General features: G+C 37.8%; 15 protein-coding genes and 1 other annotated feature. Of the genes, 14 read left to right on the top strand and 1 reads right to left on the bottom strand.

The window, feature by feature from the left end:
• The first annotated feature begins 16 nt into the window (after positions 1 to 16).
• The 10 genes from IGJ23_RS12730 to IGJ23_RS12685 all read left to right on the top strand — a co-directional run bounded on the left by IGJ23_RS12730 (position 17) and on the right by IGJ23_RS12685 (position 8464).
• Entirely contained in the window at positions 17 to 1177 is a 1161-nt protein-coding gene (locus tag IGJ23_RS12730) for a PIN/TRAM domain-containing protein (protein ID WP_010720637.1), read from the top strand.
• A gap of 216 nt (positions 1178 to 1393) precedes the next feature.
• Positions 1394 to 2854, top strand: coding sequence for a glutamate--tRNA ligase (gene gltX, locus IGJ23_RS12725; RefSeq protein WP_010720636.1), 1461 nt, complete (start codon positions 1394 to 1396; stop codon positions 2852 to 2854).
• Positions 2851 to 3091, top strand: a binding site (T-box leader). (Overlaps the previous gene by 4 nt.)
• A 75-nt stretch (positions 3092 to 3166) precedes the next feature.
• Positions 3167 to 3703 (top strand): serine O-acetyltransferase EpsC, encoded by a 537-nt coding sequence (gene epsC / locus IGJ23_RS12720; RefSeq protein ID WP_010720635.1) that lies wholly within the window; start codon positions 3167 to 3169, stop codon positions 3701 to 3703.
• A complete protein-coding gene (gene cysS, locus IGJ23_RS12715) occupies positions 3700 to 5112 on the top strand; it encodes a cysteine--tRNA ligase (protein ID WP_053765951.1) in 1413 nt (470 codons plus the stop codon). The genes epsC and cysS overlap by 4 nt, the downstream gene beginning before the upstream one ends.
• Complete coding sequence (locus IGJ23_RS12710) at positions 5109 to 5504, top strand: Mini-ribonuclease 3 (RefSeq protein WP_010720633.1); 396 nt, start codon at positions 5109 to 5111, stop codon at positions 5502 to 5504. Before cysS ends, IGJ23_RS12710 begins: the two co-directional genes overlap by 4 nt.
• On the top strand, positions 5497 to 6384 hold the full coding sequence (gene rlmB, locus IGJ23_RS12705; RefSeq protein ID WP_178306310.1) for a 23S rRNA (guanosine(2251)-2'-O)-methyltransferase RlmB: 888 nt from the start codon (positions 5497 to 5499) through the stop codon (positions 6382 to 6384). Before IGJ23_RS12710 ends, rlmB begins: the two co-directional genes overlap by 8 nt.
• 4 nt (positions 6385 to 6388) lie before the next feature.
• Positions 6389 to 6919 carry an NYN domain-containing protein gene (locus IGJ23_RS12700; RefSeq protein WP_034700055.1) on the top strand — a complete coding sequence of 177 codons (531 nt, stop codon included), beginning with the start codon at positions 6389 to 6391 and terminating at the stop codon, positions 6917 to 6919.
• A gap of 77 nt (positions 6920 to 6996) precedes the next feature.
• Positions 6997 to 7575 (top strand): sigma-70 family RNA polymerase sigma factor, encoded by a 579-nt coding sequence (locus IGJ23_RS12695; RefSeq protein WP_034700053.1) that lies wholly within the window; start codon positions 6997 to 6999, stop codon positions 7573 to 7575.
• A gap of 113 nt (positions 7576 to 7688) precedes the next feature.
• Positions 7689 to 7934, top strand: coding sequence for a Veg family protein (locus tag IGJ23_RS12690; protein WP_005875105.1), 246 nt, complete (start codon positions 7689 to 7691; stop codon positions 7932 to 7934).
• A 92-nt stretch (positions 7935 to 8026) separates the two neighbouring features.
• Positions 8027 to 8464 carry a GNAT family N-acetyltransferase gene (locus IGJ23_RS12685; protein ID WP_010720628.1) on the top strand — a complete coding sequence of 146 codons (438 nt, stop codon included), beginning with the start codon at positions 8027 to 8029 and terminating at the stop codon, positions 8462 to 8464.
• Between the two features lie 89 nt (positions 8465 to 8553).
• Here IGJ23_RS12685 and mscL read toward each other — a convergent pair whose 3' ends face one another.
• A complete protein-coding gene (gene mscL, locus IGJ23_RS12680; protein WP_010720627.1) occupies positions 8554 to 9018 on the bottom strand; it encodes a large conductance mechanosensitive channel protein MscL in 465 nt (154 codons plus the stop codon).
• 235 nt (positions 9019 to 9253) lie between these two features.
• Between mscL and yfmF the strand changes: the two genes are divergently transcribed.
• The 4 genes from yfmF (at position 9254) to pgsA (ending at position 13672) form a co-directional block, all read left to right on the top strand.
• Positions 9254 to 10522: an EF-P 5-aminopentanol modification-associated protein YfmF gene (gene yfmF / locus IGJ23_RS12675; protein WP_438775048.1), complete on the top strand. Its 1269-nt coding sequence runs from the start codon at positions 9254 to 9256 to the stop codon at positions 10520 to 10522.
• Positions 10515 to 11804 (top strand): EF-P 5-aminopentanol modification-associated protein YfmH, encoded by a 1290-nt coding sequence (yfmH, locus tag IGJ23_RS12670; protein WP_010720625.1) that lies wholly within the window; start codon positions 10515 to 10517, stop codon positions 11802 to 11804. The genes yfmF and yfmH overlap by 8 nt, the downstream gene beginning before the upstream one ends.
• A gap of 230 nt (positions 11805 to 12034) precedes the next feature.
• Complete coding sequence (locus IGJ23_RS12665; RefSeq protein WP_010720624.1) at positions 12035 to 12925, top strand: RodZ domain-containing protein; 891 nt, start codon at positions 12035 to 12037, stop codon at positions 12923 to 12925.
• A 168-nt stretch (positions 12926 to 13093) separates the two neighbouring features.
• Positions 13094 to 13672: a CDP-diacylglycerol--glycerol-3-phosphate 3-phosphatidyltransferase gene (gene pgsA, locus IGJ23_RS12660; protein ID WP_010720623.1), complete on the top strand. Its 579-nt coding sequence runs from the start codon at positions 13094 to 13096 to the stop codon at positions 13670 to 13672.
• Positions 13673 to 13932 lie beyond the last annotated feature (260 nt).

Raw genomic sequence — 13932 nt, 5'->3', positions numbered from 1 at the left:
AAATGGAGGAAAGAGTATGCAAAAACGTGTCATCACCTTGCTGATGATTATTGTCGGTGCCAGCTTAGGTATTTCTTTTTTACCAATGGCTTGGCAGACAATTGGTCAGCAAACAAATGGATGGCTGAATAATACATTTACCAATAGCCTGTTAGGTGCACTTATTTTCTTTTTATTGTCTTTGCTATTGGCAAAACATATCTCAGCTGTTATCAAGCAAATTGAGGAAAAATTAAGTGAGGTTAGTTTAACTTACCTATTGTTTGGTGCAATTGGTGGGATTATCGGGCTAACTTTAGGTGTAATTATTTCAACGCCACTATATAATTTGAAAATTCCGTTTGTAAATAGTGTTCTTCCCATCTTATTAATGGTTATTTTAGGCTATTTAGGATTCAGGATGGGAACCACTCGAATCGATGAATGGAAAAAAATCTTTGGTTCAAGAAACAAGAAAGTGGAACAAGAAACACCTAGTCAAGTGGAGAGCCAAATACTGGAACGGAAATTAGGCGAGAACTTTCATAAATACAAGATCTTAGATACTAGCGTGATCATTGATGGACGAATCTATGACATCACCAAAACTGGTTTTTTAGAAGGCACACTGATGATTCCGAATTTTGTGCTTTATGAATTACAGTATATTGCTGATTCTGGCGATAGCCTAAAACGTGTTCGCGGACGCCGCGGGCTGGATATCCTCAATGCTTTGCAAAAAGAAGAAGGAATCTCTGTTGAAATGTATGATGGTGATTTTGAAGATATCACTGAAGTGGACAGCAAATTGATCAAATTAGCGAAACTTTTAGATGGTGTCATCGTGACAAATGATTATAACTTAAATAAAGTCTCAGAGTTTCAAAATGTACCAGTGTTGAATATCAATGCTTTAGCGAATGCAGTAAAACCGGTAGTTATTCCAGGTGAAAACATGAATGTTTTAGTCGTAAAAGCAGGAACAGAACGTCAACAAGGGGTTGCTTATCTCGATGATGGCACCATGGTGGTCGTGGAAGATGGACAGCATTATATGAACGAACATATCGAAGTGGTTGTTACAAGTGCCTTACAAACAGCTGCCGGGCGGATGATTTTTGCAAAACCAGCCCATGCAGGTCGTGGGATCGATAATAAAGACAATAAAAAAGAAACTGAAAAAAGTAAACATGCTTAACGAAAGAAAAATCGGAATATGAGTATAAAAAGTAGCCAACTGGTAAGGAAATTCAACCAGTTGGCTTTACTATTTCCCATATTAAAGGTAAAATTTGTGCTGAGTGGCTTTCATTTTAATGAAAAAGCCTTTAAGAAATATGAAGATGTAAAACAGAACATGTTTTTCGTGTTTTGTCTCATATTTTAAAGTCTAGTTTGAAAGAAGAGGAAGAAAATGACGAAAGTACGCGTACGCTATGCACCAAGTCCAACTGGGCACTTACATATTGGGAATGCTCGAACAGCATTGTTCAATTATCTATTTGCTCGCCACAATGATGGAGACTTTATTATTCGTATTGAGGACACAGACCAAAAACGAAACATTGAAGATGGTGAAAAGAGCCAATTGGAAAATTTGGCTTGGTTAGGTATCGATTGGGATGAATCTCCTGAAAATCCTGGAGAATATGGTCCTTATCGTCAATCTGAAAGAAAAGAAATTTATCAGCCTTTGATTGATCAACTTCTTGCAAGTAATCGGGCATACAAATGTTACTGTACAGAAGAAGAGTTAGAAGCAACTCGTGAAGAACAACGTGCACGTGGAGAAATGCCTCATTATGCGGGTACTTGTGCAAATCTAACACCAGAAGAACAAGCAGAAAAAGAAGCGCAAGGGATTGAACCAGTGATCCGATTCCGTGTACCACGTAATACGGAATATGCGTTCAAAGATATGGTCAAAGGGGATATCACCTTTGAATCAGATAATATCGGTGGCGACTATGTCATTCAAAAACGTGATGGTATGCCAACATATAACTTTGCTGTAGCTGTAGATGATCATATGATGAAGATTACTCATGTCTTACGTGGGGATGACCATATTGCAAATACACCTAAACAATTGATGATCTATGAAGCTTTTGGTTGGACACCACCAACATTCGGTCACATGACATTGATCATCAATACAGAAACTGGGAAAAAACTAAGTAAACGTGATGAATCGATTTTACAATTTATCGAACAGTATCGTGAATTAGGTTACTTACCAGAAGCAATGTTCAACTTTATTGCATTATTAGGTTGGTCACCAGTAGGCGAAGACGAAATTTTCAACCAAGAAGAATTGATCAACATGTTTGATCCAAATCGTTTGAGTAAATCACCTGCAGCCTTCGATGCGAAGAAATTACAATGGGTGAATAACCATTACATGAAAGAAATGGATTTAGATAAGTTAACAGACATGTGCTTGCCTTACTTGATCGCTGACGGTCGAGTACAAGAAAATCCTGATGAAAAAACGATCGAATGGGTCAAAAGAATCGTTAGTCTGTATCAACCACAAATGAGTTACGCAGCTGAAATCGTAGAAGCTTCTTCCTTATTCTTCAATGAACATCCTGTATTGAACGATGCGGCTAAAGAAGTATTAGCAGGCGAAACTGTCCCACTTGTTCTTAATGCGTTTAAAGCACAACTAGAACAAATGGAAGTCGTGGATGCCCCAACCGTAAAAGCAGCAATCAAAGCTGTCCAAAAAGAAACTGGCGTTAAAGGTAAAAATCTTTTCATGCCGATCCGAGTAGCTGTTTCAGGACAAATGCATGGACCAGAATTACCAGATACGATCGAATTGCTTGGTCGTGAAAAATCATTAGCACATTTAAATCAAGTCATCAACTAAACACGATGAACAGAAAGAAGTAAGTAATCATTGATCTCAAGAGAGGTGACGGGCGGTGGAAGTCACTGATCGATGTTTACTGAAATGCCTCTGGGAGTGGTTTCGGCGAGTGAAATAGACACATCTCTTTGTGACGAATTTCAGGTAGTCGAGAACGTATAAGCTTACGTTAACAGCTAGAGGTAATCATATCTGATTATAAATAAAAGTGGAACCACGCCAATTAGCGTCTTTTAATAAGGAAACTTGTTAAAGGCGCTTCTTTATTTGTCAGAGAACTACATAAATTATTGAGAGGAAGGAGCGATGACGATGGGGTGGTTTGCCCGAGCGGTAGAGGCAGCTAAAAAAAATGACCCGGCTGCTCGTTCAACATTAGAAATCGTTTTGACATATCCAGGGTTTCATGCCTTATTTTGGCATCGGGTGTCACATTACTTATATCAGCATAAACTTTACTTGCTGGCAAAAATCAATGCACAGTTTTGGCGATTTATAACAGGAATCGAGATACATCCTGGAGCCCAGATCGGACAAGGTGTTTTTATCGATCATGGGATGGGGATCGTGATTGGAGAAACCGCAGAGGTCGCTGATGATGTAGTTCTTTTTCATGGAGTTACGTTAGGTGGTACAGGTAAAGAAACGGGCAAAAGGCATCCCACAGTGAAACAAGGGGCAATGCTTTCTGCCAATGCTCAAATATTAGGACCGGTCACGATTGGGAAACATACGAAGATTGGTGCCGGTGCAGTCGTTTTAAAAGACATTCCAGATTATGCTACAGCCGTGGGGGTTCCTGCAAAAGTAGTACGGATTAATGGAGAAAAAGTGAGGAGATCAGAATGATAAAAATTTACAATACATTGACTAGACAAAAAGAGGAATTTGTACCGATTCAAGCAGGAAAAGTCGGTATGTACGTGTGTGGTCCGACTGTTTATAACTATATTCATATTGGAAATGCCCGCAGCACGATTGCTTTTGACACGATTCGACGCTACTTTGAATATCGGGGATATCAAGTCGATTATGTTTCCAATTTCACTGATGTAGATGATAAAATCATTCGTGCTGCTAATGAATTAGGAATCACGGCGCCAGAAGTAGCCAACCGTTTTATCCAAGCATTTGAAGAAGATACCAAGGCGTTGAATGTGGAGCCAGCTACTGCGCATCCTCGTGTGATGGAACATATGTCAGATATTATTTCTTTCATCCAAGTATTGATCGAAAAAGGTTATGGATATGAATCAAATGGCGATGTCTACTACCGTACAAGAAAATTTCCAACCTATGGACAACTTAGTGATCAATCGATTGATGAGTTAGAAGTGGGCGCGAGTCAACGGACGGGAGCAGAACAAAGTCAGAAAGAAGATCCGCTTGATTTTGCACTATGGAAAAAAGCAAAACCTAATGAGATCTCTTGGGATTCTCCATGGGGACCCGGACGTCCAGGATGGCACATCGAATGTTCCGTTATGGCAACGAAACATTTAGGGGAAACAATTGATATCCATGGTGGTGGGCAAGATTTAGAGTTTCCACATCATGAAAATGAGATTGCCCAAAGCGAAGCAAAAACGGGAAAGAAATTTGCCAATTATTGGATGCACAATGGTTACGTCACGATTGGCGATGATGATCAGAAAATGAGTAAATCATTAGGTAACTTTATTACTGTCCATGAAATGATCCAAACAGTAGATCCACAAGTGTTACGCTTCTTCATGGCAACAACTCAATATCGCCGACCGATTCGTTATAGTGAGGCAACGATGAAGGAAGCAGCGACAAACTTGCAACGCTTAAGAAATACATTTGATAATCTTAAATTCCGCCTAGCAACAGCAGAAAAATCTCTGGCGGATGACACAAAGTATTTAGCTGAGCTTGAACAAATCGAACAACGCTTTATTGAAGAAATGGACGACGATTTTAATGCTGCGAATGGAATTACCGTCGTTTATGAATTGGCAAAATGGTTAAACACGTATTTGGAGAAAACAACTGTTTCAGCGGATGTTCTAGCAAAAGGGGAAGCATTATTTACCCAATGGTTGGCTATTTTTGGTATTTTATTTACATCTGAGGAATTACTTGATGAAGAGATCGAGCAGTTGATCGAAGAACGTACGCAAGCAAGAAAAAATCGTGATTTTGCCCGTAGTGACGAAATCCGTGACCAATTAAAAGAAAAAGGGATCTTGCTTGATGACACACCGCAAGGAACTCGTTGGAGAAGAGAAGCATGAAAGACTATACACAATTAAACGGACTAGCTTTAGCTTATGTAGGGGATGCCATCTATGAGATCTATATTCGTGACTATTTGATCGAACAAGGGGCGACTAAACCGAATAAACTTCATAAAGCAGCCACGAATTATGTTTCAGCAAAAGCACAAGCCTATCTGATCAAAGAGATGCTAGAAGAAAAATTGATGACACCAGAAGAAGAAACTTTTTATCGTCGTGGTAGAAATGCCAAAAGTCATACAAGTGCAAAAAATGCAGATGTCACAACTTATCGAATTGCCACAGGTTTTGAAGCTTTGATGGGGTATCTGCATTTGACGAAACAAACAGAACGGTTAGAAGAATTAATTGAATGGTGTATCCAGAAAGTCGGTGAAAAAAATGGGTAGAGAACAAAAAGAACGTCATTATAACAAACGTAAAAAAGCAACGAAACAGCCAATGAACGCTTCATCACAGAAAAAATCGCAAAAAAAGCGAAACCATTATGACACTTCCTATGAACCTGTAGTTGGGGAGAAAAAAGAGGAAGCAATCGAAGATAATTTTGTCTTTGGTCATCATGCAACAGTAGAAGCCTTACAACAAGGCAGAGGGAATAAATTATTTTTACAAGAGGACTCACGGGGAGAAAAAACCGAAGAGTTAAAGAACATTGCTAGAGATCAAGCTGTACCAGTTAAATGGGTTCCAAAACAAAAATTAGATACCTTAAGTGATCATGGTGTACATCAAGGAGTAGTTTTAGCGATTACCCCGTATGAATATTTATCTTTAGACCAGCTTCTTCAGCAAACCAAAGAAAAAACAGAAACACCTTTCTTTGTCATTTTAGATAGTATTGAAGATCCTCACAATTTTGGTTCGATCCTACGAACAGCGGATGCAAGTGGGGTAGATGGCGTAATCATTCCTAAGCATCGGGCGGTAGGCATTACGCCAATCGTTACAAAAACCTCTACTGGAGCAGTCGAACATGTACCTGTAGCACGAGTGACCAATCTTGTTCAAGCAGTCCAACAACTAAAAGAAGCCGGTTTTTGGGTTTTTGGGACAGATATGGATGGTACAAATTTCCAAAAATGGAATGCAAAAGGCGCTATTGCTTTAGTGATTGGAAACGAAGGACGAGGAATGAGTCCTGGATTGAAAAAAGAAATGGACGAACTTTTGACCATTCCAATGGTCGGTCACGTTCAAAGTTTGAATGCGAGTGTTGCTGCTGGATTGTTGATGTATCAAGCTTTTTCTCAACGTCAAGGAGAGTGATCAGATGAAAAAGCAGCTCCTAATTGTTGATGGTTATAACATGATCGGTTCTTGGCCAGAACTCGTTTTGTTGAAAAAACAAGAAAAGATGGCGGATGCTAGAGAAGCTTTGTTGCATCGTTTGTCAAATTATGCCAAATACGAAGGAATTGAAGTGATAGTTGTTTTTGATGCACAATTGGTTCCAGGCATTCAGCAAAACTATAAGAAATACCAATTAGAAGTCGTCTTTACAAAAGAAGATGAAACGGCAGATAGCTATATTGAACGTATTGCTGGTCAATTAAATGATCGTTTAACGCAAGTAACTGTTGCCACGAGTGACTTAGCCGAGCAATGGATGATCTTTTCACAAGGGGCTTTGCGGACTTCTGCCTATGAATTATATAAAACGATCCAGAAAACAGAGAAAAACATTGCACAAGATAATATAAATATGCAATTTGATAATTTTCGTCGTAATTCGCCTTGGAGTAAAGAACAATTAGAAAAATTGTCCCAAAAGTTAGACGATTTAATGCGAAAAGATAGATAACACAGTTATATGATTAGTCAATCGGATGATTGATGGTAAGATTCCTCCATAATCGAAAGAGATGGAGGAATTATTTTATGTCTGAGGAGTTATTGCGCGCCGCACGTGACGGTGATGAAGAAGCATTCGCTATCCTATATCAAAAATATTTTCCACTTTTATTACGTTTAAAAAATATGTACTACCTAAGAAATTATGTGTATGAAGATTGGGAACAAGAAGCAAGGATCGCCTTATACCAGGCTTTAAAGACTTATGAAAATAACAAAGGCGTTAGCTTTGGCAGCTATTATAAAAGCATTATCAGTAATCAAATTTATTCATTATTAAGAAAACAAAATGCCTTGAAACGCAGAGACCAAAAAGATGAATTATCGATTGATCAGAAGGTTGAAACAGAAGGTCCGGACTTTTTAGCAGAAATCACTACTCAAGAACCACTTGCGATGCAACGATTACTGTTAAATGAAGCCATTGAAGATTGTGAAATCAAATTTTCAAAAAAGGAAGCAAAAATATTTTATTATTATATGCAAGGAACCGATTTCAAGAGGATGGCAGAGGAACTTTCAATGGATGTCAAACAAGTCAAGAGTGCGTATAGCCGTGTGAAATTTAAAATAAAACAACATCTCAAAAATTATCATGAGGAATAATTTATAAAATTATTAATGTTTTTCTTATTTGTTTTTATTGCATTTCTTTTTTTTATATGGTAAACTTGAAAATTTTTAGAAAGTGTGGTATATTGGGTAATGAGGTGAACTGTATGCCAACAACTTTAGCTACAATCAAAAAAGATTTAGAAGGTCGTATCGGCAGCCCAATCATGCTGGTTGCTCAGACAGGAAGAAAGCGTCAAACAGAACGCCGAGGCGTTTTAACAGAAACCTATCCTTCAGTATTCGTTGTTGATTTGGATCCTGAAGAAAATTCTTTTGAACGAGTATCGTATAGCTATTCAGATGTACTTACTCGAACAGTCGAGATTGAATTTTTAACTGAAGCAGTTTAAAAAGCAAGCGAGCCTAGTTTTTTATAAGGTTCGTTTGCTTTTTTGTTTGGAAATAGGTATGCTGAAAAAAAGAGGATTGGAGGCACTTTCAAATGGAACATTATGTAAAAAAATTTGCAGATTTGACCACTCAAGAATTTTATGAGATTGTCAAAGAACGCATTGCTGTTTTTGTCGTAGAACAAAATTGTCCCTACCAAGAAGTGGATGAAATTGATAGCCAAGCTTGGCATACGTATTTCAAAGATGAAGCAGGGAAAATTTCTGCTTATACACGTATTTTTGAAGAAGATGGAACCATTCATTTTGGTCGAGTGTTGGTCAATAGTGAGCATCGTAAAGAAGGGTTGGGACGTAAGATCGTGCAACGTACGATGGAAGTGATTGAAGCCAATTACCCGCAACGACCGATCGTCATTGGGGCGCAAGTCTATCTTCAATCTTTTTATGAGTCATTTGGATTCGAGGCCATTTCAGATGTTTATTTAGAAGATGACATTCCCCATATCGATATGAAAAAATCGAGCTAAAGTGATCATGACGATAGGTAGCGCAATACAAAAAAGAACAGTTACAGTGAAAACTGATAGCTGTTCTTTTTTGTATCATTTAGTTTTCTTTATTTTTCAGTTGTCTGATCAACGGTTGCTTGTGTAGTTGGTCGTCCGTTGTTTTCTGCTGTTTGTTGTGCAAGTAGATCACGAATGTCGCTCAAATAATCTTCAGCAGTTGGTTTGGCAGGTGCTTCTTCTGTTTCTTTTTCAGGACGTAATCTTTTAGCGTGGTTGGCTGCTTTCACCACTAAGAATAAGACAAACCCTGTAATAATAAATGTTATGATTGCACTAATAACATTGCCGAAAGCAAACGTAACTCCTTTAGTAGGTGACCAGTCCAAGATAGAAAGGGCGCCTTCCAAATCAGACGTGCCAGTAATCATCGCTACAACCCAGCCTACAAGAGGGGTGATCAAACCTTGAACGATCTGATTGACAATGCTAGTAAATGCACTCCCGATAACAACCCCAACGGCTAAATCTAATACGTCGCCACGCATAATAAACTCTTTAAATTCTTTAATCATTTTTCTCCTCCTCTCACTTATCCTTAGTATAACGAAGAATAAAAAAATATAAAAACGACATGCATTTATGGCTAAGGTCTGTCGTTCAAGTACTTATATGCTATACTAGAAGGTGACTCTTAAGTGATGCAAGAGAGAATTAAAGCAGTAAAAAATAGTAGCCACATATTCTTTTATCCTCCAAGATAAAATCAACCATGTCGGAGAACGAACTGCTAATAAAGGAGCATGTACTATGACATATCAACTGGCAGAGGGTGTAAACCTCCACGTCTTGCAAACAAAACAATATAAAACGGTTCGTATCTTTGTTCGCTTTACTACGCGTTTAAAAAAAGAAGTCATCACGAAACGTTCCCTTTTAAGTAGCTTGTTAGAAACGAACAGTTTAAATTATCCTGACCAGACTCAGTTAAGTGCAAAATTGGCGGATCTTTATGGTGCTAGTTTTGGAACGTCCGTGAGAAAAAAAGGCAATCTTCACTGGTTGGATGCTAGCATCAACTTTGTCAATGGCAAGTATATCAACGATACCAGCATTTTAAACCAAGCTGTTGCTTTTTTGAAAGAAGTTCTCTTTTATCCAAATATTACGGGGAAAAAATTTGATCCAGCCACTTTTGCTTTAGAAAAAAACAATTTGAAACTTTATTTAGAGAGCTTAAATGAAGACAAGCAAACGATGGCTTCACTGGCGCTTCAAGAGTTGTATTTTGATCAGTCGGAGGCGCAGAAAATACCAAGTTTTGGAACAATCGAAGATCTAGATGAACTCACAGCTGAAGTGTTAGCTGACTATTATCATCAGATGATCACAGAAGATCAGATCGATATCTTCGTAGTGGGAGATGTCTCTCATGCAGAAGTCCAAGCAGCTTTTAGTGAATGGGCATTTCCAGAGCGAGAAAGATTACACCCGGAAATTTTTTATAGCCAACCGCAAGAAAATATCATCAAAGAACGACAGATCGAAGAACCAGTGACTCAGGCGAAATTAAATTTGGCTTATCAAACCAATGTCTATTATGACCAACCGGATCGTTTTTCATTGATGGTCTTCAATGGATTATTTGGCGGTTTCCCACACTCTAAATTATTTATGAATGTTCGTGAAAAAGAGAGCCTAGCTTACTATGCTTCCAGCAGCATTGATACTTTTCGTGGGTTCCTAAGTGTACAAACAGGAATTGATGGACGTAAACGTAACCAAGTATTGCATCTGATCCATGAACAATTAGAAAGTCTACGAAATGGGGAAGTCACAGAACTTGAATTGACACAAACTAAGGCCATGTTACGAAACCAATATCTATTATCATTAGATGCCCCGCAAGTAGCTGTCGAGACTGCCTATTTAGAGAATTGGTTGCCAGAAACGAAATTAACAGCTGACGAATGGTTAAAACGGATGGAAAAAGTAACGGTCGAAGACATCCAAAAAATAGCTCGACAAATCGAGTTGCAGGCAATTTTCTTTTTAGACGGAGGTACAACAAATGAATAAAACAGAATATGATCAAATCAACGAAACACTGTACCATGAAGTATTACCAAATGGTTTGACTGTTTATTTATTACCTAAAAATGATTACCATAAGACATATGGTTTATTTAGTACAAATTACGGTTCGATCGATAATGAATTTATTCCATATGGTTCAGATAAAAAGATAAAAGTTCCAGATGGTATTGCCCATTTCTTGGAACATAAATTGTTTGAAAAAGAGGATGGCGATGTCTTTCAATTATTTGGACAACAAGGGGCCTCAGCTAACGCGTTTACCAGTTTTACCAAAACAAGTTATTTATTTTCAACGACAGATCAAGTTGAAAAAAATTTGACGACTTTACTTGATTTTGTCCAAGCACCTTATTTTACGGAAGAAACTGTTAATAAAGAAAAAGGGATCATTGGACAAGAAATACAAATGTATGAAGATGATCCAAATTGGCGGATGTTTTTTGGCATTTTGAATAATTTATACCCTGAACATCCTTTGCATATCGATATAGCTGGCACAGTTGAAAGTATTGAAGCAATCACTGCTGATGATTTATACACCTGCTATCGGACATTTTATCAGCCAAGTAATATGGTCTTGTTCGTAGTAGGAAAATTAGAGCCAGAAAAGTTGATGGAATTGATTCGAACCAATCAAAATGCTAAGGATTTTCCACCAGCTCAAAAAATCAAACGTTATTTCCCTGACAATAATGGTGATATTATTGCGAAAAGCTCAATGCGCTCAGCAATCACTAGAGATAAGTTTGTCTTGGGGATCAAAGGGCTAGATGTTTTACCAGCGGAAGGGAAGGAATTATTGAGATACAAGACCGCTCTCAATCTTTTATTCCAATTGTTATTAGGGAATACTTCTCAAAATTATTTGAAAATGTACAATGATGGTTTAATTGATGACAGCTTCGGTTTTGAATTTAGTTTAGATCGAGAATTTCATTTTGCTGACTTTAGCGGAGACACGGATCAGCCAGAAAAAGCAGCTGAAAAAGTGAAAGAAATTCTTCTGCATTTTGAAGAGGATCAAGAACTGTCTGAAGAAAATCTAACATTGTTGAAGAAAAAGATGTTAGGACAATATTTCCAAACATTAAATTCACTGGAATACATTGCAAACCAATTCACGCAAAGCCTATTTGGGGATCAAACATTATTTGATTTACCAGAAATTATTGAATCCATTCAATTAGCAGATGTATTAAAAGTAGGTCGTTCTTTTATCAAAGAAGAAGCGTTCAGTGAGTTTTATATGCAGCCAAATGTCTGATATAGAAGTAGAGATGACGAATGGGAAAGTAGTTAAACTCTTAAATTTCGTTATAGAGTGCATTCAATGTTACCCTAAGATAACTTCGTTTATGGTATTCTTAAGAAGATAAAGAATAAAAAATGGGCGTTGGTGTATGGCGTGTTACATTCTTAACGAAAAGGAACAATTAGACGACTAGCGTTTATACAATTGCTGGTTAGAATAAAAAGACTGGAGAAGATGAACGAGTGGCTTTTGAAACCATCGGAGAAACATTAAGGCAAGCTCGCCTAAATAAGAAAATATCTTTAGATGAATTACAGCAGATTACGAAAATTCAAAAACGTTATCTAGAAGCAATCGATAATGATGATTTTGATCAACTACCTGGAAAATTTTATGTTCGGGCATTTATTCGTCAATATGCAGAAGCTGTCGGTGAAGATGGCGATCATTTAGTTGATGTATTTGATGGGAAAAGCAAATTATCAGCTGGAGAAGTTGTCGCACGTCCTGAACCAGAAACAGTGAGTGGTTCGAGAAAAGCGATGCATCAGGAAGAAGCCAATCCAAGTAAGTTTTGGACAAGTCTACCGGTTATTTTACTTGGTTTAGTCGCTTTAGCAATTATTACTGTTGTGGGTTATATGACTTGGCAGGATCGAAAATCTGACCCGATTATTGATACAACGGCAACTTCAGTTTCGGTTGACGGTGCAATTACACAAACGACATCTAGCACTAAGAAAGAGCGTGAATCCTCTTCTTCAACAAGTACGACAACCACTTCAACAACACAAGAAGAGAAAAAGATGGCGATTACGGCTGGTGAAGACACAGGTAGTACGATCGCAGTGAATGTTACGGATGCGAAAAAACCTGTTACACTTGAATTTGCAGCGACTAACCGAATTTGGATCGGTGTATTAGTGGATAATGCCTATGTTTATCAAGGGACATTAGCAGCAAATGAAACACAAAGCACGCAATTACCGGAAACGGCAACCAATGCAACGATTCGATTAGGAGCTGCAAGTAATGCAACGGTTAAGATAAACGGGGAAGAAATCCCTGTTAATCCAGGAGCGAATAATCAAAATCCTAAAAATGTCACATTGACACTACAGTATGCAGAGTAAATCGCTTATAAATAGAATGATGTGAAAAAAGAAAACAAGATAAGTACCTGGGAAGGCAGATTCATCTTAGGTGCTTATCTTTTTTCACGACTGCTGATAAAAACTGATCATTATCGGTGGAAAGTTTAGAACGAGTCACGTAGAATAGGGAAGAAAGGAGTCGATAGTGTGAATTTACCAAATAAATTAACTGTACTTAGAATTTGTATGATCCCGATTTTTATTTTAGTTGTCGGATTACCCTTAGATTGGGGACAAGTAACCGTAGGAACAACATCACTTGCTGTGACGCAATTAGTAGGAGCGATTATTTTTGCTTTAGCAAGTATTACCGATTGGCTCGATGGCAAAATTGCTCGTGCTAGAGGATTAGTCACCAATTTTGGGAAGTTTGCTGATCCGTTAGCAGATAAAATGTTAGTGATGACCGCTTTTATCATGTTGGTAGGGCAAGGTAAGGCACCAGGATGGGTAGTTGCGATCATCGTTTGTCGAGAACTAGCTGTTACCGGTCTGCGACTATTGTTAGTCGAAGATGGGGAAGTCATGGCAGCCGCTTGGCCAGGAAAAGTAAAAACGGCTACGCAAATGGTTGCGATTATTTTGTTATTCATCAATAATATTCCATTTAATTTGATCAATTTACCAATGGATCAAATTATGTTGTACGCTTGTTTGATCTTCACGATTTATTCAGGTGTTGATTATTTTATGAAAAATAGTGGTGTGTTCAAAGGTTCGATGTAAGATTCTTTACAAAGATGTGCCATTTCGATAATTCGTCTTACCCCAAAATAACATTTTATATTTTTGGGTAAGACGAATTTATTTATGCTGATTCACGTTTCAATCATTTATTTGATCGCCATTTTTCTAAACTAGCTAGATGCCTAGCTATCTTATGATGAAGATGAAAATGATGAAACTCTTTATCAGAAAATGAGCAAATGATAAATGAAACGTTTAGCAAATGGCGTATACTATTAGTAGATAAAAAGAGATTGAGA

This window comes from Enterococcus sp. DIV1682a, assembly GCF_051711005.1.
In the GTDB taxonomy this organism is placed as follows: Bacteria; Bacillota; Bacilli; order Lactobacillales; family Enterococcaceae; genus Enterococcus_B; species Enterococcus_B hirae.
This window is presented reverse-complemented; position numbering and strand designations above follow the sequence as displayed.